The 22124-nt window shown below is 65.3% G+C and carries 19 protein-coding genes; 4 read left to right on the top strand and 15 right to left on the bottom strand.

All coding sequences use genetic code 11. The annotated features are described in order from the left end of the window. Positions 1 to 5: 5 nt before the first annotated feature. On the bottom strand, positions 6 to 404 hold the full coding sequence (locus CR917_RS01880; protein WP_043863236.1) for a YbaY family lipoprotein: 399 nt from the start codon (positions 402 to 404) through the stop codon (positions 6 to 8). Between the two features lie 13 nt (positions 405 to 417). Beyond that, positions 418 to 2913, bottom strand: a complete 2496-nt coding sequence (gene plsB, locus CR917_RS01875) for a glycerol-3-phosphate 1-O-acyltransferase PlsB (RefSeq protein ID WP_104571831.1) — start codon at positions 2911 to 2913, stop codon at positions 418 to 420. A 222-nt stretch (positions 2914 to 3135) separates the two neighbouring features. On the opposite strand from plsB, the gene CR917_RS01870 reads away from it, so the two are divergent. Further along, entirely contained in the window at positions 3136 to 3345 is a 210-nt protein-coding gene (locus CR917_RS01870) for a cold-shock protein (RefSeq protein WP_038996759.1), read from the top strand. 108 nt (positions 3346 to 3453) lie between these two features. Here the strand turns inward: CR917_RS01870 and CR917_RS01865 are convergent, their stop codons facing one another. From CR917_RS01865 to CR917_RS01850, 4 genes are all read right to left on the bottom strand, one after another. Continuing rightward, the gene (locus tag CR917_RS01865; protein ID WP_043863238.1) at positions 3454 to 3831 is read right to left on the bottom strand and encodes a hypothetical protein; all 378 of its coding nucleotides are present in this window, start codon (positions 3829 to 3831) and stop codon (positions 3454 to 3456) included. A 19-nt stretch (positions 3832 to 3850) separates the two neighbouring features. After that, entirely contained in the window at positions 3851 to 4663 is an 813-nt protein-coding gene (locus CR917_RS01860) for a putative RNA methyltransferase (protein ID WP_054915009.1), read from the bottom strand. Beyond that, positions 4663 to 5814, bottom strand: a complete 1152-nt coding sequence (gene dapE, locus CR917_RS01855; RefSeq protein WP_058541482.1) for a succinyl-diaminopimelate desuccinylase — start codon at positions 5812 to 5814, stop codon at positions 4663 to 4665. The genes CR917_RS01860 and dapE overlap by 1 nt, the downstream gene beginning before the upstream one ends. Positions 5815 to 5991: 177 nt before the next feature. Next, a complete protein-coding gene (locus CR917_RS01850) occupies positions 5992 to 8583 on the bottom strand; it encodes a glycosyltransferase (RefSeq protein WP_104571830.1) in 2592 nt (863 codons plus the stop codon). A 289-nt stretch (positions 8584 to 8872) separates the two neighbouring features. Here CR917_RS01850 and tcdA point away from each other — a divergent pair, with 289 nt between their 5' ends. Continuing rightward, on the top strand, positions 8873 to 9697 hold the full coding sequence (tcdA, locus tag CR917_RS01845; protein WP_058541484.1) for a tRNA cyclic N6-threonylcarbamoyladenosine(37) synthase TcdA: 825 nt from the start codon (positions 8873 to 8875) through the stop codon (positions 9695 to 9697). Here the strand turns inward: tcdA and CR917_RS01840 are convergent. The 5 genes from CR917_RS01840 to pncA all read right to left on the bottom strand — a co-directional run bounded on the left by CR917_RS01840 (position 9676) and on the right by pncA (position 13522). Continuing rightward, positions 9676 to 10086 carry a SufE family protein gene (locus tag CR917_RS01840; RefSeq protein WP_078480074.1) on the bottom strand — a complete coding sequence of 137 codons (411 nt, stop codon included), beginning with the start codon at positions 10084 to 10086 and terminating at the stop codon, positions 9676 to 9678. The genes tcdA and CR917_RS01840 overlap by 22 nt on opposite strands. Continuing rightward, complete coding sequence (locus tag CR917_RS01835) at positions 10083 to 11288, bottom strand: cysteine desulfurase (protein ID WP_054915006.1); 1206 nt, start codon at positions 11286 to 11288, stop codon at positions 10083 to 10085. The genes CR917_RS01840 and CR917_RS01835 overlap by 4 nt, the downstream gene beginning before the upstream one ends. Positions 11289 to 11342: 54 nt before the next feature. Then, positions 11343 to 12377 carry a 2,3,4,5-tetrahydropyridine-2,6-dicarboxylate N-succinyltransferase gene (gene dapD / locus CR917_RS01830; protein ID WP_043863245.1) on the bottom strand — a complete coding sequence of 345 codons (1035 nt, stop codon included), beginning with the start codon at positions 12375 to 12377 and terminating at the stop codon, positions 11343 to 11345. Positions 12378 to 12416: 39 nt separating this feature from the next. Beyond that, positions 12417 to 12764, bottom strand: coding sequence for an ArsC family reductase (locus CR917_RS01825; RefSeq protein WP_104571829.1), 348 nt, complete (start codon positions 12762 to 12764; stop codon positions 12417 to 12419). Between the two features lie 68 nt (positions 12765 to 12832). Then, positions 12833 to 13522 (bottom strand): bifunctional nicotinamidase/pyrazinamidase, encoded by a 690-nt coding sequence (gene pncA / locus CR917_RS01820; RefSeq protein ID WP_054915005.1) that lies wholly within the window; start codon positions 13520 to 13522, stop codon positions 12833 to 12835. Positions 13523 to 13680: 158 nt separating this feature from the next. Between pncA and CR917_RS01815 the strand changes: the two genes are divergently transcribed. After that, positions 13681 to 15327 carry a Na+/H+ antiporter gene (locus tag CR917_RS01815; protein ID WP_054915004.1) on the top strand — a complete coding sequence of 549 codons (1647 nt, stop codon included), beginning with the start codon at positions 13681 to 13683 and terminating at the stop codon, positions 15325 to 15327. A gap of 109 nt (positions 15328 to 15436) precedes the next feature. Here the strand turns inward: CR917_RS01815 and CR917_RS01810 are convergent, their stop codons facing one another. The 4 genes from CR917_RS01810 to map form a co-directional block, all read right to left on the bottom strand. Beyond that, complete coding sequence (locus tag CR917_RS01810; RefSeq protein WP_052504292.1) at positions 15437 to 16180, bottom strand: M12 family metallopeptidase; 744 nt, start codon at positions 16178 to 16180, stop codon at positions 15437 to 15439. A 94-nt stretch (positions 16181 to 16274) separates the two neighbouring features. Beyond that, positions 16275 to 17468, bottom strand: a complete 1194-nt coding sequence (dapC, locus tag CR917_RS01805) for a succinyldiaminopimelate transaminase (RefSeq protein WP_054915003.1) — start codon at positions 17466 to 17468, stop codon at positions 16275 to 16277. A gap of 23 nt (positions 17469 to 17491) precedes the next feature. Then, positions 17492 to 20194: a [protein-PII] uridylyltransferase gene (locus CR917_RS01800; protein WP_043863250.1), complete on the bottom strand. Its 2703-nt coding sequence runs from the start codon at positions 20192 to 20194 to the stop codon at positions 17492 to 17494. A 20-nt stretch (positions 20195 to 20214) separates the two neighbouring features. Then, positions 20215 to 20997, bottom strand: a complete 783-nt coding sequence (map, locus tag CR917_RS01795; protein WP_043863251.1) for a type I methionyl aminopeptidase — start codon at positions 20995 to 20997, stop codon at positions 20215 to 20217. A gap of 345 nt (positions 20998 to 21342) precedes the next feature. Here map and rpsB point away from each other — a divergent pair, with 345 nt between their 5' ends. Next, positions 21343 to 22083, top strand: coding sequence for a 30S ribosomal protein S2 (rpsB, locus tag CR917_RS01790; protein WP_043863252.1), 741 nt, complete (start codon positions 21343 to 21345; stop codon positions 22081 to 22083). Positions 22084 to 22124 lie beyond the last annotated feature (41 nt).

Here is a 22124-nt window from a genome sequence, read left to right as displayed (position 1 = left end):
GGGGATCAGCGAACGGCGTCGACCTTGATTCGTACAGGCTGGGCGTCGCTACCGTCCAGCTGCACGCCGTGGTGTTCGGTGTTGATGAACAGCAGCTTGCCGTCCAGCTCGATGCGCGCGCTCACGGCATAGCGGTGGCCCGGCTTGACCTGTGCCGGGTCGTAGCTCAGGTGAAACGGCAGGGGCACCTGGCCTTTTACCGGGCCGCTCTGGTTGGCCAGGGTGACGGCTGGCGCATCGGCCAGCGACACGTCCTGCAGGCTGACGCTCAGGGTGGCTGCCGGTGGCAGGGCGATGCGCTGCAGGTAGAACACCTCGCCGTCCAGGCTGGCCTTGGAGGGTGACGGGGTGCTGCTGCAGGCGGCCAGCAGGCTGCCCAGCACAGCCAGGGTCAATTTCTTCATCGTGTACTCCTGTTCAGACTTGTTGCTCGGTGTGTTCGGTGGTTTCGTCGCTGCGCTGCAAGGCCACCTGGCGGATCGACAGGCGCACCTCGGCCGACAGCACGCGCTTGGCGGCGCCTTCGGCCAGCTCGCTGAGTTTTTCATGGTAGCCGAGCTTGCCCGCCGCATCCGGGCGCAGCACGCCCTGTTCGATCTGGGTCTGGATGAAGTGGCGGAACAGGCTCTTGTCGAAGAATTCCGGGGCGTTCAGGCCATGCAGGATCGACAGGCGCTGGGCCATGACCACGCACAGGTCTTCCAGCTCTTCGGCGCTGAGGGTGTGCTGGCCGCTGTTGAGCAGCAGCGCGGTGGCCATGTAGAAGCGCTGCAGGGTCTGGGTGATGGCCCGCGCCAGCAGGGTCAGCAGCACGAACTGGCGCGAACTCGGGGCCGGGCGCAGGTACACGCCGTTCTCGAAACGCAGCAGGCCCTGTTCGACGAATGCCTCCAGCCATTGGTCGATCACCCCGACGAGCTCCTGGGCATCCCAGCGGATGAACAACTCCGACTGCAGATACGGGTACAGCGCGTGGGTGTAGCGGCCGATCAGTTCGCGGCTGATGCGCGAGCTGCTCTGGAAGAAGCTTGCCAGCAGCGCCGGCAGGGCGAAGATGTGCAGTACGTTGTTGCGGTAGTAGGTCATCAGTACCGCGTTGTTTTCATCCAGGTACAGGATGCGCCCCAGCGCGTCCTGCTGCTCGGCCAGCAGGTCCATGCCGCGCACGTGGCCGATCAGCGCCAGGCCGTCGCCTTCGGGCAGGGTGGTATGGGCCGAGTAGGGCACCTGGCGCAGCAGCGCCAGGTACAGGTCCAGTACCCGCGCCAGGGCGCGTTCGTCCAGGGCCAGGCGGCTGGTGGACAGCAGCGCCAGGGCCACCAGGTTGACCGGGTTGATCGCGGCGGCCTCGTTCAGGTGCTGCGCGACCTTCTCGCCCAGGCGCGAGGTGGTTTCGTTGAGCCAGGCCGGGCGGAACTGCGGGCTGTGGTCCTGTTCGCGCCAGCCCGGTTGCTGCTGGTCGAGGAAGCTGGCCAGGCGGATCGGCTCGCCGAAGTTCACGGCCACCTGGCCGAAGCGCTGCTTGAGCGCGCCGATGACCTTGAAGATGTCGAAGATCGATTCCTTCTTCTTGCTCGCCCCGCGCAGCTCGCCCAGGTAGGTGCGGCCTTCGAGCACGCGCTCGTAGCCGATGTACACCGGCACGAACACGATCGGGGTGCGCGAGGAGCGCAGAAAACTGCGCAGGGTGATCGCCAGCATGCCGGTCTTGGGCTGCAGCATGCGCCCGGTGCGCGAGCGCCCGCCCTCGACGAAGTACTCCACCGGGAAGCCCTTGGTGAACAGGGTGTGCAGGTACTCGTTGAACACCGCGGTGTACAGCGGGTTGCCCTTGAAGGTGCGGCGCATGAAGAACGCACCGCCGCGGCGCAGCAGGCTGCCGATCACCGGCATGTTGAGGTTGATGCCGGCGGCGATGTGCGGCGGCGTCAGGCCGTTGCGAAACAGCAGGTACGACAGCAGCAGGTAGTCGATGTGGCTGCGGTGGCAGGGCACGTAGATCACCTCGTGCCCCGGCGCGATGCCTTGCACCTGTTCGATATGGTTGACCTTGATGCCGTCGTAGATCTTGTTCCAGAACCAGCTCAGCACCACTTCGAGGAAGCGGATGGCGGTGTAGGTGTAGTCCGAGGCGATCTCGTTGCCATAGCGCAGGGCCTGGGCCTCTGCCTTGGCCAGCGGGATGTTCTCGCGCTGGGCCTCGTCGCTGATGGCCTGGCGTACCAGCGGGTCGTGGATCAGGCCCTTGACCAGGTTGCGCCGGTGCGAGATGTCGGGGCCGATGACGGCGGTCTTGAGGTTGCGAAAATGCACCCGCAGCAGGCGCTGGGCCATGCGCACGGTGCGCTCGTGGCCCTTGTTGTGCTCGACCAGCTCACGCAGATGGATCGGCGCGGAAAACTGCACGCGGGTCTTGCGCCCCAGGATCAGCACGGTAAGCAGCCGGCGCAGGCGCCCGGTGACGGCCCAGCTGTCGGCGAACAACAGCTTCCACGGGCTCGATTCGCTGGCCGGCGACTGGCCCCAGAACACGCTGACCGGAATGATCTGCGCGTCCTGTTCGGCGTGCTGGCTGACCAGGTTGACCAGGCGCGTCAGCGTCGGCGGTGCGCCGCGCTTGTCGTGGCGGCCCAGCCAGTCGGGTTCGGGGGTCAGGTAGAAGAACGCCGCCGGCTCCATCATCGGGCCTACCGCCACGGGCAGCACCGGGCGCGGAAGCCCGGCTTTGGTGCATTCGCGGTCGAGCACGGCCAGATCGGTGAGCGCGGGTGATTGCAGCACGTAGAACACCGGACGGCTGCGGTCCAGGTTCAGCGAGAAGGATGACTGGTTGATGGTTTCGGAGCGCACCCACAGGTACAGCAGTCGGCGCAGGGCGCCGAAGATCAGGCGGCGCAAGGGGGAACGGGTCATTCGGTAGGTGCCCTGGGTAATGGGATTCGAGCAGATGCTCAGTAGGTTAGTGTGCCGTATCCGCGCAAGTTCAGCAAAAAGCGCCCCGGTCATGAAAATTGTTGAATGGCTGCGTTATAGTCGGTCCGCCACTTGCAGGACAAATCCGCAAGCGGCGTAGGTGGGGCCTGGTGAGGCCCTGCCGACAAGGCGATTCCAAAATAAAAATCCGGAGTAGTTCAGATGTCGTCTCGTGAGACTGGAAGTGTGAAGTGGTTCAATGACGCCAAGGGATATGGCTTCATTCAGCGTGAGGGCGGTGCGGATGTGTTCGTGCATTACCGCGCGATCCGCGGTGAAGGGCATCGCACCCTGCTGGAAGGGCAACAGGTCGAGTACAACCTGACCCAGGGCCAGAAAGGCCTGCAGGCCGAAGACGTAGTGGGGCTGTAAAGCGGCAGGCGCCAGCCTTGCTGGCGATGGGCTGCGCAGCAGCCCCTTGGCCCGGCGATGCCGGGCTTCGCCAGCAAGGCTGGCGCCTAAGCAGAGCCGGTCAACGGCTCAACTGGTACGCCAGGTGATCTCTTCCTCGCCATCGGCGCTGATGCGGATCCAGCGGTCGGCGTCTTCTTCACCTTCCTCTTCCACCCAGCTACCCGGCGCGCAGCGCACTTCGACATTGAGGGCGGCGAATGCGGCGCGGGCGCAGGCGATGTCGTCCTCCCACGGGGTCTGGTCGCTTTCCAGGTACAGGCTGTTCCATTTGCCCACAGCCTTGGGCAGCCAGGTAACAGGTACGTTACCGGCCTTGCACTTGTAGGTCTGGCCCTTCTGCTGCCAGTCGCTGCACGGGCCGAGGGCCTGGCCCAGCCAGGCGGCGATCTGCTTGTGATCGACGTCGGCGTCCTTCAGGTAAATCTCGATATCGGGTTGGCGCATGGGGCTCTCCGGGTGCGGCTCAGTCTTGGCGCACAAAGTAATCGTAACGCATCGATACCGTCACCTCTAAGGGCTCGGGGTGATCGATGACGGCCGCGCGTCTTTCTGCGCTGGCGCGCCAGCCATGGGGGGTCATGGCCAGCAGGTTGGCGCGGTCGGCCGGGGCCGCCAGGCTCAGGCGAAACTCCAGCACTTCGCCGTGGGCGTGGTGCATGCCCTCGGGCACCAGGGCCAGGTGCTTGTCGTCGGCATAGTCGCGCACTTCATCGTACAGCCGTTCGCGCAGCTCCATCAGGTGGCCGCGGGTGGGGCCGACGCGCATCAGGCCGCCGCCGGGGCTGAGCAGGCGCCTGGCTTCCTGCCAGTCCAGCGGGCTGAACACGCTGGCCAGGAACTGGCAGCTGGCATCGGCCAGTGGCACCCGGGCCATGCTCGCCACCAGCCAGGTGAGTGCAGGGTTGCGCCGGCACGCACGCTTGACCGCCTCGCGGGAGATGTCCAGGGCATAGCCGTCGGCCTGGGGCAGGGCGTCGGCCAGTTGCGCGGTGTAGTAGCCTTCGCCGCAACCGATGTCCAGCCAGCGCGCGGGGGCGCGCTCGGCCGCAAGCTCGGCCAGGCGCCGTGCCACCGGGGCGTAGTGCCCGGCATTGAGGAAGTCGCGACGTGCCTCGACCATGGCCTGGTTGTCGCCAGGGTCACGGCTGTTCTTGTGCTGCACCGGCAACAGGTTCAGGTAGCCCTGGCGCGCCCGGTCGAAGCGGTGCCCGGCAGGGCAGCCGACACCGTTGTCCAGGGCGCCGAGCGCGGCGCTGCAGATGGGGCAGATGAGCATCAGACGAGCAACCGGGTCAGGGTCTGGTAGTAGATCTCGGTCAGCACGTCCAGGTCGCTGGCCAGGACCCGCTCGTTGACCTGGTGAATGGTGGCGTTGACCGGGCCCAGTTCGACCACCTGGGTGCCCAGGGTGGCGATGAAGCGCCCGTCGGAGGTGCCGCCGCTGGTGGAGGCCTGGGTGTCGCGGCCGGTCACGGCCTTGATGCTGGCCGACACCGCGTCGAGCAGGTCGCCCGGTTCGGTGAGGAACGGCAGGCCCGACAGCGCCCAGTCCACCTGCCAGTCCAGGCCGTGCTTGTCGAGGATCGCCGCCACGCGGGCCTGCAGCCCTTCGACGGTCGACTCGGTGGAGAAACGGAAGTTGAACAGTGCGGTCAGCTCGCCTGGCACCACGTTGGTGGCGCCGGTCCCCGAGTTGAGGTTGGAGATCTGGAAGCTGGTGGGGGGAAAGAAATCGTTGCCCTCGTCCCAGTGCTCGGCGGCCAGTTCGGCCAAGGCCGGGGCGGCCAGGTGGATCGGGTTCTTCGCCAGGTGCGGGTAGGCCACGTGGCCCTGCACGCCACGCACGGTGAGCCTAGCGCCAAGCGAGCCGCGACGGCCGTTCTTGACCACGTCACCGACCAGGGCGGTGCTCGACGGCTCGCCGACGATGCACCAGTCCAGGCGTTCGTTGCGCGCCGCCAGGCGTTCGACCACGGCCTTGGTGCCGTGATGGGCCGGGCCTTCCTCGTCGCTGGTGATCAGGTAGGCGACCTTGCCCTTGTGGTTCGGGTAGTCGGCGACGAAGCGCTCGGTGGCCACGATCATGGCGGCCAGGCTGCCCTTCATGTCGGCCGCGCCGCGCCCGCAGAGCATGCCGTCGGCGTCGATCAGGGCGTCGAACGGGTCGTTGGCCCAGGCCTGCACCGGGCCGGTGGGCACCACGTCGGTGTGGCCGGCGAAGCACAGTACCGGGCCGTCGTCGCTGCCGTGGGTGGCCCAGAAATTGTCGACGTCTTCGATGCGCATCGGTTCGAGCATGAAGCCGGCATCGCCCAGGCGCTGCATCATCTGTTTCTGGCAGTCGAAGTCCAGCGGGGTCACCGAGGGACGACGGATCAGGTCGCAGGCCAGTTCAAGGGTAGGCGAGAGGTCGGCTGGGGCCGTCATGAAGGACTCCGGGGTGCAAGGCTGGGGCAAAAAGAAGGGGCGTTATCTTATAGCAAAAGTGCGGGGAAGGGACTGTGGATCTGTGCTGTCTGTGCGGGCCTATCGCGGGTCAAGCCCGCTCCCACAAGGTACTGCGCAATCCCTGTGGGAGCGGGCCTGACCCGCGATGGCGGTTTATCAGGCGGCAGGTGCGGGCTGCGTGACACCCGCAGGCTTGGGCAGCGACGACAGCATGGCCATGATCAGCGCCGCCAGGTACGGCAGCGACTGCACCAGCAGCATGGTCACCCAGAAGCGCATGTCGTTGCTCGGCAGGCCCTGCACCAGGTAGATGCCCAGCGCCGCGCCCCACAGCAGCAGCATGATGAACAGCTCCTCGCGGGCCTCTGCCAGTGCCACCAGCAGCCCGTGGCTGTCGGCGTTCTTCGGCGTGCGGAAGAACGGAATGCTGCTGGTGAAGAACCCGTACAGCACCGCCTTGGCAATGGTGTGCGACAACGCCAGCCCTGCCAGCGCCGCCGAGAATGCGTCCTTGAGGTTGACCCCTACCGCGCGGCGGTACAGGAACACGATCTTGCCCACCTTGAACACGAACAGCGCCAGCGGCGGGATCGCGAAGATCAGCAGCGGCGGGTCGACCCGCTGCGGCACGATGATCATGGCCGCCGACCACAGCAGCGCACCCACGGTGAAGAAGATGTTCATGCCGTCGGCGATCCACGGCAGCCAGCCGGCCAGGAAGTGGTAGCGCTGGCCGCGGGTCAGTTGGGTGTCCTTGCCGCGCAGCAGGCTGGAGGTGTGACGCTTGATGATCTGTATCGCGCCGTAGGCCCAGCGAAAGCGCTGCTTCTTGAAGTCGATGAAGGTGTCGGGCATCAGGCCCTTGCCGTAGCTCTCGTGGGAATACGCTGCCGAGTAACCCTTCTCGAACACGCGCAGGCCCAGTTCGGCATCTTCGCAGATGCACCAGTCGGCCCAGCCGAGCTCTTCGAGCACCGAGCGCCGGGTCATGGTCATGGTGCCGTGCTGGATGATTGCGTCACGGTCGTTGCGGGTGACCATGCCGATATGGAAGAAGCCCTTGTACTCGGCGTAGCAGAGCTTCTTGAAGGTGCTTTCGTTCTGGTCGCGGTAGTCCTGCGGCGACTGCACCACGGCGATCTTGGGGTCGGCAAAGTGCGGCACCATGTGCTTGAGCCAGTTGCGGTCGACACAATAGTCCGAGTCGATCACCGCGATCACTTCGGCGTCCTTGGCAGTGTGCGGGATCAGGTAGTTCAGCGCGCCACCCTTGAAGCCCGCCAGCGGTGCCACATGGAAGAACTTGAAGCGCTCGCCCAGCAGCTCGCAATGGGCCTTGAGCGGCTCCCACACGGCCGGGTCCTTGGTGTTGTTGTCGATGATCAGCACTTCGAAGTCCGGGTAGTCCAGCGCCGCGAGGGCATCGAGGGTCTGCTTGACCATCTCCGGGGGCTCGTTGTAGCACGGCACATGCACCGACACCTTGGGCCGATAGGCGCTGTCGGCCTCCACCGGCAGGAACAGCCGGCGGCGCTTGTGCGTCCATACCGCCTCGGCCAGTTCATGGGCCTCGGTCAGCAGCACGATGAACACCCCCAGCGCGCCGAGCGCCAGCAGGAAACCCACGGTGAGGCTGAACCAGGTGCTGTACTGCTGGCTGTAGTCATAGCCGATCCATACCAGCACCGAGCCGCACAGGAACGCGATGAAGGTCAGGAAGGTGCGCCCGCGCTGGCGCAGCGCCGAACCGTCGATCAGCAGCAGGGTCAGCGACAGCATCGCCAGCACCACCGAGCCCACGGCCAGCACGCGCCACTGCGGAATGGCCACCACCGGGCCCTCGAAGTTGAATTTCTGCTGGCGCGCGGCATTGAACACGCCCCAGTAGGCGCCCACCGAACCTTCGTCACTGGCTTTCCAGGGCTGGTCGTAGGCTTCGATCACGAAGTAGTTGTAGCCCTGGCGGTTGAGCAGGTTGACCAGGCTGCGCAGGTAGATGGCCTGATCCGCCTGGGTGGCGTCGGCACCGCCGCGCATGCGGCCATTGCTGGGCCAGCCGACCTCGGACAGCAGCAGCGGCTTGCGCGGGAACAGTTGCTTGAGCTCGCGGGCGCGGTCGAGCACGAACTGCTCGGCCTGGCTCACCGGGATGAATTCCCAGTAGGGCAGGATGTGCGCGGCGATCAGGTCGGCGTGCCCGGCAAGCTCGGGGTTTTCCTTCCAGATGTGCCACTGTTCGCTGGTGGTGACCGGCACCTTCACTGCGGCGCGCACGCGGTCCATGTAGTCCATCAGGGCCTGGGGGGTGACCTCTTCGCGAAACAGCGCCTCGTTGCCGACCATCACCCGCACCACGCTGCGCGAGGTGTTGGCCAACTGGATGGCGGTCTCGATTTCGCGCTCGTTGCGTTCCAGGTCGGGGCTGATCCACACACCCAGGGTCACGCGCAGGCCGAACTCTTCGGCCAGACGCGGGATCAGCGCCTGGGTGCCTTCCACCGTATAGATGCGGATGCTGTCGGTCAGCTTGCTCAGTTGCTCGAGGTCTTCGCGCAGCTCGGCTTCGGTCGGGTACTGGCCCTTTTGCGGGCTTTCGCCCAGGCGAAAAGGCGAATACGAGAAGCCGGAGATCTGCTCCGGCCAGTCGGGGGCGGACACCGGGCGGTTGATCAGTGCCCAGAACCCGGTGAATAGCGCGGCAATCGCCATGACGACCACCAGGTTGATACCAAATTTACGCGATGACATAGATATTTCGGGTTCCGAAAAGTGGAACGGGCAAGCGCCGGCGGGCACGGATCCTACGCACCAGGCAGGTAGCGTGGTATAGGAAACGGGTGCATGTAGCGCTTGGATTTTCCTCAGATGCTGAAGTTCTGAAGCCCGTACAATTGCCGTCCAAAGCAGGGTTTGCACCGGTCATTAAAGCAGGGTTGGCGCCAGGTTTACCAATTCATGGCAATCAGTGCGTCGGTTGCGGGCTGTCATCCTGCGTTGTGGGGCCTATAATGCGCGCCGGTTTTTTCAGGGTTGGGCCATGAGTACAGAAGATCCACGCTTTGCCGGTGTTGCCCGGTTGTATGGCCAGCAGGGCTTGCAACGCCTGCGCGAGGCGCATGTGGCGATCGTCGGCATCGGCGGTGTCGGCTCGTGGGCGGCCGAGGCCATGGCCCGCAGCGGCGTTGGCGAAATTTCGCTGTTCGACCTGGATGACGTGTGCGTGAGCAACACCAATCGCCAGTTGCATGCGCTGCAGGGCAACGTGGGCAAGCCCAAGGTCGAGGTGATGGCCGAGCGCCTGCGCGCAATCAACCCGGACTGCAAGGTGCACGCGGTGGTGGACTTCGTCACCCGCGACAACCTGGCCCAGACCATCACCGATCATATCGACTGCGTGATCGACTGCATCGACAGCGTGATGGCCAAGGCTGCGCTGATTGCCTGGTGCAAGCGGCGCAAGATCCAGGTGATCTGCACCGGCGGTGCGGGCGGGCAGCTCGACCCCACGCAGATCCAGGTGGCCGATCTCAACCGCACGGTCAACGACCCGCTGGCCTCCAAGGTGCGTTCGACGCTGCGCCGCGACCACGGGTTTTCGCGCAACGTGAGCCGCAACTACGGGGTGCCGTGCGTGTTCTCCACCGAGCAGTTGCGCTATCCGCTGCCCGATGGCGGTATCTGCCTGCAGAAGAGCTTCGTCGGGGACGGGGTCAAGCTCGACTGCTCGGGCGGTTTCGGCGCGGTGATGATGGTGACGGCGACCTTCGGCATGGTCGCTGCCAGCAAGGCCGTGGAGAAACTGGTGGGTGGCAAGCGCCGCCCGGCCGATCGCGTAGCAGCTCAGGCGCCGGCGGCGAGCTGAGCCATGCGCTGCAGCACGGCGTTCAGGCCGTTGCTGCGGGACGGCGAGAGCTGTCGGCCAAGGCCCAGGGCGGTGAACCAGGCGGGCAGGTCCAGCTGCTGCAGCTGGCTGCCGGTCAAGCCTTCGGCCCGCACCAGCAGCAGCGCCAGCAGGCCGCGCAGCAGCCGCGCATCGCTGGCGGCCTTGAAGTGCCAGCGACCTTCGACCTGCTCGGCCACCAGCCACACCTGACTTTCGCAACCGTGCACGCGGTTGGCCTCGCACTGCTGCGTCGCGTCCAGGGGGGCCAGGCGCTCGCCCCATTGCATCAGCAGGCGGGCGCGCTGCTCCCAGCCGGCAGCCTGTTCGAATACATCCAGCGCCTCGCGGGCGGCGTCGGGCAGGCTCATCGCAGCAGCTCCAGGGCCTGGTCCAGGGCGCTGAAGAAGCGCTCCAGGTCGTGGGAATCGTTGTACAGCGCCAGCGACACGCGGATCGCGCCGTCCAGGCCCAGGCTGTTGACCAGCGGCATGGCGCAGTGATGACCGGCCCGCACGGCGATGCCCTGTTCGGTCAGCAGGTGCGCAAGGTCGGCATTGTGCACGCCCTCGACCACGAAGCTGGCCAGGGCCAGTTGCGGCGCGCCCAGTATCCGCACCCCTTCACGATCGTTGAGGCCGCGCAGCAGATGGCGGTGCAGGGCGGCTTCATGTTCGACCACGCTGGTAGCGTCGAGGCTGGCCAGGTAATCCAGGCTGGCACCCAGCCCGATCACGCTGGCGATCGGCGGCGTGCCGGCCTCGAAACCCAGCGGGGCGGGGCGAAAGCTCGACTGCTGGTAGCCGGCCAGTTGCACCATCTCGCCGCCGAACTGCCAGTGACGCAGCAGGCCCAACGCCTCGCGGCGGCCATAGAGCACGCCAAGGCCGTCCGGGCCATACAGCTTGTGACTGGAAAACACATAGAAGTCGCAGCCCAGTTGCTGTACATCGTGACGCCCGTGCACCACGCCCTGGGCGCCATCGACCACGCTGAGGGCGCCTTGGGCGCGGGCGTGGTCGAGCAACGGTTGCAGCGGCTGCCAGGTGCCGAGCACATTCGACAACTGGCTCACCGCCAGCACGCGGGTACGCGGGCCGATCAGTTGCAGGGCCGCCTCCAGGTCGATATGCCCGTTGGCGTCGAGGGGCAGGATCACCAGCCTGAGGCCCCGGCGCTGGGCCAACTGCTGCCAGGGCAGCAGGTTGGCGTGGTGCTCCAGGGCGCTGACGGCGATCTCGTCGCCCGCCTCCAGGCGCCATTCCAGGCCATAGGCCAGCAGGTTGAGCGCCGAGGTGGCGCCATGGGTGAACACGATCTGCTGCGCATCGGCGGCATTGAGCCAGGCGGCGACTTTTTCGCGGCTGGCCTCGAATGCCTGGGTGGCAAGTGCGCCGGGCAGGTGCTGGGCCCTGTGCACGTTGGCCGCACCCTGGGTGTAGTAGTGGCTCAGGGCGTCGAGCAGGTGCTGGGGTTTCTGCGTGGTGGCAGCGCTGTCCAGGTAGGTCTGGTGCTGGCGTTGCAGGGCGGCGATGGCAGGGAAGTCTGCGCGCCAGGGAGAGGGCTGGAACATGATGTGTAGGGCCTGATATCGGGTCTGGCAGAGGGCCAGACCCGATCGTACCACTTAGTTGTGGGCGTGCAGCGCTTCGTTCAGCTCGATGGCCGACTTGTGGGTCTTGCACTCGACCGCGCCGTTTAGCGAATTGCGGCGGAACAGCAGGTCGGTCTGGCCAGCCAGGTCGCGGGCCTTGACCACCTTGACCAGCTCGTTGTTTTCGTCGAGCAGGTTCACCTTGGTGCCGGCGGTGATGTACAGGCCGGCTTCGACGGTGTTGCGGTCGCCCAGCGGGATGCCGATACCGGCGTTGGCGCCGATCAGGCAGCCTTCGCCGACCTTGATGACGATGTTGCCGCCGCCCGACAGGGTGCCCATGGTGGAGCAGCCGCCGCCCAGGTCCGAACCCTTGCCGACGAACACGCCCGCCGAAACGCGGCCTTCGATCATGCCCGGGCCTTCGGTGCCGGCGTTAAAGTTGACGAAGCCTTCGTGCATGATGGTGGTGCCTTCGCCGATATAGGCACCCAGGCGCACGCGGGCGCTGTCGGCGATACGCACGCCGCTCGGCACCACGTAGTCGGTCATTTTCGGGAACTTGTCGACCGAGAACACTTCCAGCAGCTCGCCCTTGAGGCGGGCTTCGAGTTGCTGCTCGGCCAGTTCGGCCAGGTCGATGGCGCCCTGGCTGGTCCAGGCCACGTTCGGCAGCAGCGGGAAGATGCCGGCCAGGCTCAGGCCGTGGGGCTTGACCAGGCGGTGCGACAGCAGGTGCAGCTTGAGGTAGGCCTCAGGGGTGGAGCTCAGGGTGGCGTCTTCGGCCAGCAGTGTGGCCACCAGCGGCTTGTTGCTTTCGGCCAGGCGGGTCAGCAGTGCAGCCTGGGCGGCGTCGACGCCCTTGACGGCTTCAGCCAGTTGCGCGGCCTGGGCGTTGCTGAACGCGATGGCCTGGTTGCCGCCTTCATAGCCCAGGATCGGGGCGACGGCTGCGACCAGCTCGGCGCTCGGGGCGAGCAGTGGCTGTGCGTAGAAGACTTCCAGCCAGGCGCCTTGACGGTTTTGAGTGCCGACGCCGAAGGCCAGGCTGAACAGTGAAGTGGACATGCGGTTACCTCTTGCGAAATTGAGTGAAGGCGTCGCGGTTCAGCGCAGGGCTGCCGCGTACAGGTCCGGTTTGAAACCGACCAGGGTCTTGCCGCCCAGGTCGAGCACCGGGCGCTTGATCATCGAGGGTTGTGCCAGCATCAGCTCGACGGCCTTGGCCTGGTCGAGGTCGGCCTTCTGCGCGTCATCGAGCTTGCGGAAGGTGGTGCCTGCGCGGTTGAGTACCACCTGCCAGCCGTGCTCGTCGCACCAGCGGTTCAGGTGGTCCCGGTCTATACCCTGGGTCTTGTAGTCGTGAAAGTCGTACTGGATGTGCTGTTCTTCAAGCCAGGTACGGGCTTTCTTCATCGTGTCACAGGCTTTGATGCCGAAGAGAATATAAGCCATTGAACGTTAAGGGCGCGCGGGTGTTCCCGCAGCCGCCCCGAAACTCCTCGAAGAATGGGTGGGCTGGATTATGCGACAACATCGGGCAGGGCGCCACGGCTGGCGCCGCCCAGTTGCCGCGCCTGAATGAACTGCACCCCGGCAGCCTGCATCTGTGCCATCGCCGCCGCGCAGGAGCCTGCGGTATCGATGGCGCGGCAGGCGTCCAGCACCACATAGGTGGCGAACCCTTTGCGGCGTGCGTGCAGTGCCGTCCAGGCCACGCAGAAGTCCAGGGCCAGGCCGCACAGGAACAGCGTGTCGATGCCGCGCTCGCGCAGGTTGCCGGCCAGGCCGGTGGGTGTGGTCTGGTCGGCTTCGGTGAACGCCGAGTAGCTGTCGACCTGGCGGTTGCCGCCCTTGCGCACGATCAGCTGTGCGTGGGCAATGTTCAGGTCCGGGTGAAACTGTGCGCCGGGGCTCCCTTGAATGCAGTGGTCGGGCCAGAGTGTCTGCGGCCCGTATGACAGTTCGATGACCTCGAACGGATTCTTGCCCGGGTGGCTCGAGGCGAACGAGGCGTGCCCGGCCGGGTGCCAGTCCTGGGCCAGCACCACGCGCTCGAACTGGCGGCCGAGCTGGTTGACCAGCGGCACGATCTCGTCGCCACCGGGCACCGCCAGGGCGCCGCCGGGGATGAAATCGTTTTGCACATCGATGACCAGCAGCGCACGGTTGGGGCTATCGTGGGTCAATAGGGTCGACGCGGGGGTGATCATGCGAGGCTCCTCTTTTGTAGCATTGTGTTACAGATTGCCGGCGGGTCTGCGACTTAGGTGGAGCGGTTGTGTTCATGCAGATCCCGGTAACATGTTGTTTCAATGGCATAACCCTGGCCGTTGAGCGTATTTGAAACTGAACAGGAAAAACACGCCGTATGCAGTCAGCCTATACCGTTCTTATCCTGCTGATGCTGGTCAGTGTCTCGAAACTGGTGGGGCGATTGATCCCGCTGCCACTGCCGCTGGTGCAGATTGGTGCCGGTGCGCTGCTGGCCTGGCCGACTCTGGGCCTGCACGTGGCCCTGGACCCTGAGCTGTTTCTGTTCCTGTTCTTGCCCCCGTTGCTGTTCTCCGATGGCTGGCGCATGCCCAAGCGCGAGTTCTGGCGCCTGCGCGGGCCGATCCTGACCCTGGCGGTGGGGCTGGTGCTGTTCACGGTGGTGGGGGCCGGCTATTTCATCCACTGGATCCTGCCGAGCATACCGCTGCCGGTGGCCTTTGCCCTGGCCGCCGTGCTGTCGCCCACCGACGCGGTGGCGGTGTCGGCAATCAGCCAGGATCGCCTGCCCACCCCGTTGATGCACATGCTGCAGGGCGAGGCGCTGATGAACGATGCCTCGGGCCTGGTGACATTCAAGTTTGCGCTGGTGGCGGCGATCACCGGGGTGTTCTCGCTGGCCGAGGCCAGTGTGACCTTCGTGCTGGTGGCCGTGGGTGGCCTGGCCATCGGCGTGGCGCTGAGCTGGTTGGTGGGGCGCCTGCGGGTGTGGATGATCGCGCGCGGCTGGGACGACCCGGCCACCCACGTGGTATTCATGCTGTTGCTGCCGTTCGCCGCCTATGTGCTGGCCGAGCGCCTGGGCGCCTCGGGCATTCTCTCGGCGGTGGCGGCGGGCATGATGCAGAGCTGGCTTGACCTGCTGCCGCGCCAGACCAGCACGCGCCTGCTCAACCGCAGTGTGTGGTCGCTGCTGGAGTTCGCCTTCAACGGCCTGATCTTCCTGCTGCTGGGCCTGCAACTGCCCGATATCGCCAAGGCGGTGACCAGCCATGAGGCATCGCTGTGGCCAACCCTGCTGTACCGCTGCCTGGATGTGGTGGCGATCTTCCTGGTGTTGCTGGCGCTGCGGTTCATCTGGGTGCAGAGCATCTGGCGCCTGATCGGGGTGATCCGGCGCTGGCGCGGCAAGGAAGACCTGGTGCTGGTGCCCAACGCGCGTTCGTGCTGGCTGCTGACCGTGGGCGGCGTGCGCGGGGCGGTGACCCTGGCGGGCGTGATGTCGGTGCCGCTGCTGATCGGCGCGGGCAAGGCGTTTCCCGAACGCGACCTGCTGATCTTCATTGCCGCAGGGGTGATTCTGCTGTCGCTGGTATCGGCCTGCATTGCCTTGCCGTTGCTGCTGCGCGGGGTGGAGAAGAGCCCCGACGATACCCTGCGCCAGGAGGCGCGCGAGGCCTGGCGGCGCACCGCCGAGGCGGCGATCCATGCGTTGGAGGCCGAGGAACTGGTGGAGCCCGGCGCGCCCCAGGATGCCTCCCAGGCCGCACTGGCCGCCGAGTTGAAGGCGCGCCTGATGGCCGAGTACCGGCAGCAACTGGACGTGTTCAACGACAGTGCCGAGGCCCAGGCGCTGGCCGCGCAGATGGATCAGCTGGAGCGACGCCTGCGCCTGCGGGCGCTGCGGGCGCAGCGCCTGGAGCTGTACAACCTGCACCGCCAGCACCAGATCGGTGATGACGTGGTGCGCCAGGTGCTGGGTGAGCTGGACATGAGCGAGGCCAACCTGGGGCCGGTCAAGTGAAGTGCTCGGGGTCGCATGGCGGCCCCGCGCTGGGGGTCAGTCGCGCGGACAGGTCAGGCGCATGCTGGCGCCCAGGTCTCGCCCGCTGCCGGGCTGGGCGGGGTGTACTTCACGGGTGTACCGGGGTGAAGGGGTAGGCCTTGCCCGCCAGCGCCTTGTCGCCGTCACTGAGCTGCGCCGAGCCGGTGAAAGCCACATTGTTCAGGGTGAAGGTGGCCGGAATCGGGTAGTGCATGACCGAACCCGGGTCGTAGGCGTTGTGCAATGCCTGCGTGCGTTCGATCCTGTTGAGGAAGTTTTCAGCAATCTCTTCCATGGGCATGCCGACCTGTTCGGCGTATTCCAGCAGCTTGGCCAGGTTCCACTGGATGTCCGCATCCGGGTGCTGATGCTCATGGTCCAGGCCCAGCGCGTGCCCGAACTCATGCAGCACGCTGCGCTGGAACTGCTCATCGCCAGGCCAGTCGCTGAGGGTCATGGTGCTGTCTTCGCGGAGCAAGGCGTCGGTACCGACCAGTGAATGGTTGATCCCCGTGCCGCTTGGCTTCATCTCGATCCTGATCTGTGCCTCGGCCCAGTCGGCGGTGCGCTGGAACTTGAGGTTGGCGTACGCCAGCCATTGGCAGGCAACCTCGAAGATGCTCTGTTGCGTCTGTTCCGGTACGTCGGCCGCGAAGGCGATGAGCAGGGTGCGGCCCGGCGCCCACAGGCGGCTGTGGTAGGCAACGCCGCGTTTCTGACGACCCGAGCGCGAGGGCTGCGGGGCGTTGAGCGGGTTTTCTTTCAGGGCTGTTTCGTAGGATTGCTGCTGATCGGCCACCTGGGTGACCTTGCACAAGGTTGGTATGTCCATGCTGGAGCTCCTGTTGAGTGGAGCTCCATGATTGGCGGGCCGACCGGGCCTTGGGCGTTACTTATCTATCGGTCGGCCGACCAGGCGTACCGGCTCAGCCTTCGACGAATGCGCGGATGCGCTGGGCCGCCTCGACACATTCGGCAAGCGGGGCCACCAGCGCCAGGCGCACGCGTCCGGCCCCCGGATTGAAGCCCTCCACCTCGCGAGACAGGTACGAGCCCGGCACCACGGTCACGTGCTGCTGTTCGAACAGGTCGCGGCAGAACTGCGCGTCATCGCCGGGGACCTTCGGCCACAGGTAGAAACCGCCGTCGGGCTTCTGTACATCCATTACCGGGGCCAGCACCTGCAGCACGGCGTCGAACTTCTCGCGATACAGGTCGCGGTTCTCCAGGACATGCGCCTCGTCGTTCCAGGCGGCGATGCTCGCCAGCTGGGTCTGTACCGGCATCGCGCAACCGTGATAGGTGCGGTAGAGCAAAAAGGCCTTGAGAATCTCGGCATCGCCGGCCACGAAGCCCGAACGCAGGCCTGGCAGGTTGGAGCGCTTGGACAGGCTGTGGAACACCACGCAGCGCTTGAAGTCGCTGCGGCCAAGTTCCACGCAGGCGCTGAGCAGGCCGGGTGGCGGGGCCTGCTCGTCGAAGTACAGCTCGCTGTAGCACTCGTCGGCGGCGATCACGAAGTCGTGCTCGTCGGCCAGTGCGATGAGTTTTTTCAGGGTGTCCAGCGGCACCAGTGCGCCAGTCGGGTTGCCTGGCGAGCACAGGAACAGGATCTGGCAACGCTGCCAGATCTCGGCTGGCACCGCGTCGAAGTCCGGGTTGAAGCCGTTGCTGTCCAGGCACGGCAGGTAGTGCGGCTGGGCGCCGGCGAGCAACGCGGCACCTTCGTAGATCTGGTAGAACGGGTTGGGGCTGACGATCAGCGCGTCCTCACCACGGCTGACCACCGCCTGGGTGAAGGCGAACAGCGCCTCGCGGGTGCCGTTGACGGGCAGCACGTGCTGTGCGGCATTCAGCCAGCCGGCCGGTACACCGAAGCGGCGCTCGCACCAGTGCACGATGCTTTCGCGTAGCGCGGGCAGGCCCAGGGTGGTGGGGTACACCGCCATCTTGTCGAGGTTGTCGGCCAGTGCCTTGGCCACGAATGCCGGCGAGGCGTGCTTGGGCTCGCCGATCGACAGGGCGATGGCGCGCTTGTCTGCGGCCGGCGTCACGCCATCGAGCAGGGCACGCAGTTTCTCGAACGGGTAGGGCTGAAGCTGGTTCAAAGCGTTGTTCATTGGCGCTGGGTCTCGTCAATCGGTCAAAGGGTGAGGCGGGTCATCTCGACGCCGGTGGCCTGGTCGACGCGCAACTGCTCGACGATCTCGGCCTGCAGGCGGCGGCACAGTTCAGGGTCGGACAGCGGCTGGTTGTCGGCGTCGGTGATGAAGAACACGTCTTCCACCCGCTCGCCCAGGGTGGCGATCTTGGCGTTCTGCAGCGACAGGTCGAACTCCAGGAAGATCTTGCCGATGCGTGCCAGCAGGCCCGGGCGGTCCGGGGCGCTGAGCTCGAGGATGGTCACCGGGCGCTGGGCATCGTTGAGGATGGTCACCTGGGGCGCGAAGGTGAAGTGCTTGAGCTGGCGCGGTACCCGACGCTGGATGATGGTGGGGTAGTCGTCGGGGTTGCGCAGGGCTTCGGTGAGGCCTTCACGGATTTCCTTGACGCGCTGCGGGTTGTCGCCGATCGAGCCGCCGTCGTTGTCGAGCACGATGTAGGTGTCGAGGGTGAACTGGCTGCTGGAGGTGATGATGCGTGCGTCGTGGATGTTCAGGTTGAGCTGGTCCATCGCGGCCACGGTCACGGCGAAGAAGTCGTGTTGGTCGGGGGCATAGATGAAGATCTGCGTACCGCCCTCGAACTCGCGCTGGGTGGTCTCCTTGATCAGCACCAGCGGGCCGCCGTCGGCCGGCTGCTGCAGGATCGCGTCGGAGTGCCAGGCCACGTCCGCGGCGGTGTGGCGCAGGAAGTAGTCATCGCCCAGTTGCGACCACAGTTGTTCGACGTCGTCCGGGTCGGTGCCTTCGCGTACCAGGATGTCCAGAGCTGCGCTCTGGGTCTGGCGGATCTGCTCTTCGCGTTCCAGCGGGTTTTCCAGGCCGCGGCGCAGGGCCCGCTTGGTTTCGGTGTAGAGCTGGCGCAGCAGGCTGGCGCGCCAGGAGTTCCACAGGCTCGGGTTGGTGGCGTTGATGTCGGCCACGGTGAGCACATAGAGGTAGTCCAGGTGCACCAGGTCGCCGACCAGCTGGGCGAAGTCGTGGATCACCTGCGGGTCGGAGAGGTCCTTGCGCTGGGCAGTGGTCGACATCACCAGGTGGTTCTGTACCAGCCACACGATCAACCGGCTGTCCCAGGCGGGCAACTGGTGGCGGCTGCAGAATGCCTGGGCGTCCACCGCACCGATCTCGGAATGGTCGCCCTGACGCCCCTTGCCGATGTCGTGGTACAGGCCGGCGAGGTAGATCAGCTCGGGCTTGGGCAGGCGCCCCATGAGCTTGCTGGCCAGCGGGAATTTCTCGGACACGGGGGTGTACTGCAGTTTGCGCAGGTGCTTGATCAGGTTCAGGGTGTGCGCATCGACCGTATAGATGTGGAACAGGTCGTGCTGCATCTGCCCCACGATCAGGCCGAACTCGGGCAGGTAGCGCCCCAGGATGCCGTAGCGGTTCATGCGGCGCAGGTTGCGGTGGATGCCGATCTCGCACTTGAACAGCTCGATGAACAGGCTGGTGTTGCGGATATCGTTGCGGAACTCGTCGTCGATCAGGTGCCGGTGCTCGCGCAGCAGGCGGATGGTGTCGGCACGCACGCCCTTGATTTCGGGGTGCTGGGCCATCAGCACGAAGATCTCGAGCATGGCGAACGGGGTGCGCTTGAACACGTTGCTGCGCACCGCCTCGATATAGCCGTCATGCAGCTGGAAGCGCGGGTTCAGCGGCTGGGTGCTGCTGGCGCTGTCATCGGCGAGGATGACTTCCTCGAAATGCTGGATGATCAGGTCGCTGAGCTCGGCGATGCTCATCACCACCCGGTAGTACTGTTGCATGAACTGTTCGATGGCGCGCTTGGGGTTGTCATCGGTAAAGCCCAGCAACGCGGCGATGCTGCGCTGGTGGTCGAACAGCAGGCGGTCTTCGGCGCGCCCGGCGAGCATGTGCAGGGCGTAGCGCACCTTCCACAGAAACTCCTGTGACGAGGCCAGCAGGTTGTTCTCGCTCTCCAGCAGGAAGCCTTCGCCGGCCAGCGCATGCAGGTTGAGCGTGCCGTACTGGCGGCGCGCTACCCAGAGCACGGTCTGGATGTCGCGCAGGCCACCGGGGGAGCCCTTGACGTTGGGTTCCAGGTTGTACTCGGTGTCGTTGTACTTGTGGTGGCGCGCCTTCTGCTCGGCGCGCTTGGCCAGGAAGAATTCCTTGCTCGGCCACATGTGCGCCGTGCTGGTGACCTCGAGCATGCGCTGGCGCAGGTGTTCGGGGCCGCAGATGGTGCGGCTTTCCATCAGGTTGGTGACCACCGTGAGGTCGGCCCGCGCCTGTTCGGCGCATTCGTCCACCGAGCGCACGCTCTGGCCGACTTCCAGGCCGATGTCCCAGAGCAGGGTGAGGAAGCGCTCGATCGAGTCGCGAAACACCTCGTGGTCGGCGTCATCGAGCAGGATCAGCAGGTCGATGTCGGAGTAGGGGTGCAGCTCGCCGCGCCCGTAGCCGCCGGTGGCGATCAGGGCGATGTCGGCGGCTTCGCTCCAGCTGAACTGGTTCCATGCCTGTTGCAGGATGTTGTCGACGAACCAGGCGCGGTCCTCGATCAGTCGGCGGATCTCGCGGCCGCTGCGAAAGCGCCCGTCGAGCACCTCGCCGGCCTGGCGGATGGCTTTCTTGAAGGCCGCTATGGGGCTGGCCTTGAGGGCCAGTTCCGCCTGGAACTGGCCGCGGTCGAACAGCTCGGGGTCCACCTGGGGCATCGATGACGTTCCTGTGAGGGTCAGGCCGAAGTGCGCGGGATCGTGTCGTCCTTGCGCAGGGTGAAGATCTCGTAGCCGGTGGCGGTGACCACCAGGGTGTGTTCCCACTGCGCCGAGAGCTTGCGGTCCTTGGTGATGGCGGTCCAGCCGTCGCCCAGCACCTTGGTGTCGGCCTTGCCCTGGTTGATCATCGGCTCGATGGTGAAGGTCATGCCTTCCTTGAGTTCCATGCCGGTACCGGCGCGGCCGTAGTGCAGGATCTGCGGCTCTTCATGGAACACCTTGCCGATACCGTGGCCGCAGAACTCGCGCACCACCGAGAAGCCGTTCTTTTCGGCGTGCTTCTGGATCACTTCGCCGATGTCGCCCAGGCGGCAGCCCGGCTTGACCAGCTCGATGGCCTTGTACATGCACTCCTGGGTGACCTGGGACAGGCGCTCGGCCCATACCGGCACGGTGCCGACGTGGAACATGCGGCTGGTGTCGCCGTGGTAGCCGTCCTTGATCACGGTCACGTCGATGTTCAGTGTGTCGCCATCCTTGAGCGGCTTGTCGCCCGGGATGCCGTGGCACACCACGTGGTTGACCGAGGTGCAGATCGACTTGGGGAAGCCCTTGTAGTTCAGGGGCGCGGGGATGGCCTGCTGCACGTTGACGATGTAGTCGTGGCACAGGCGGTCGAGTTCCTCGGTGGTGACACCGGGCTTGACGTGTTCTTCGATCATCTCCAGGACTTCGGCGGCCAGGCGGCCGGCGACGCGCATCTTTTCGATGTCTTCGGCGGTTTTGATAGTGACGGTCATTGCAGGCTCTCTACGGCGCGCGCAGGCGCAAATGAAACGGGAAAGGCGTGATTCTAACAGAGCGAGGCGGCGGGCTGGGGCCTGGGCTGCTGGGCATTGCCTACTATTTATGTTGATTGCATCGGTCGCTGCGTGAGCAGGGCGGGTGCAACCCTCGGGTGTCGTCTGTTTTTTCGGTTTCGCTCGGCTCACTTGTGTGGTATAAAATGCGCCGCTTTCGGGGATAGCCCCGTCTGCTCAAACCCACACACGTGTCGACACGATGGCCTGGGTGCCCCTGACTTCGGTTTCGGGGTTGGTCATTGGGATACGTGGAGGCCCAACCCGACTTATCAAGGAACTATCATGTCCCAAGTCAACATGCGCGATATGCTGAAGGCCGGTGTGCACTTCGGTCACCAAACCCGTTACTGGAATCCGAAAATGGGCAAGTACATTTTCGGCGCGCGCAACAAGATCCACATCATCAACCTTGAAAAAACCCTGCCGATGTTCAACGAGGCACTGACCTTCGTAGAGCGCCTGGCCCAGGGCAAAAACAAGATTCTGTTCGTCGGCACCAAGCGTTCCGCTGGCAAGATCGTTGCTGAAGAAGCAGCACGTTGCGGTTCGCCGTACGTCGATCACCGCTGGTTGGGCGGCATGCTGACCAACTACAAGACCATCCGTGCTTCGATCAAGCGTCTGCGCGACCTGGAAACCCAGGCCGAAGATGGTACCTTCACCAAGCTGACCAAGAAAGAAGCGCTGATGCGCACCCGCGATCTGGAAAAACTGGACCGCAGCCTGGGTGGTATCAAGGACATGGGCGGCCTGCCTGATGCCCTGTTCGTGATCGACGTTGACCACGAGCGCATCGCTATCACCGAAGCCAACAAGCTGGGTATCCCGGTCATCGGCGTTGTCGATACCAACAGCAGCCCGGAAGGCGTTGACTACATCATCCCAGGCAACGATGACGCCATTCGCGCCATCCAGCTGTACATGGGTTCGATGGCTGACGCCGTTATCCGTGGTCGCAACAACGTTGCCGGCGGCACCGAAGTGTTCGCAGAAGAAGCAGCTGCACCGGCTGCCGAAGCCTGAGTAGCTGACGCTTAGCGTCGACTCGGCACGCAAAAAGGGGG

The sequence above is a fragment of the Pseudomonas sp. BRM28 genome (genome assembly GCF_002939405.1).
GTDB lineage: Bacteria > Pseudomonadota > Gammaproteobacteria > Pseudomonadales > Pseudomonadaceae > Aquipseudomonas > Aquipseudomonas palmensis.
Note: the sequence above shows the minus strand (reverse complement) of the source record. Positions and strands in the feature narration are given on the sequence as shown.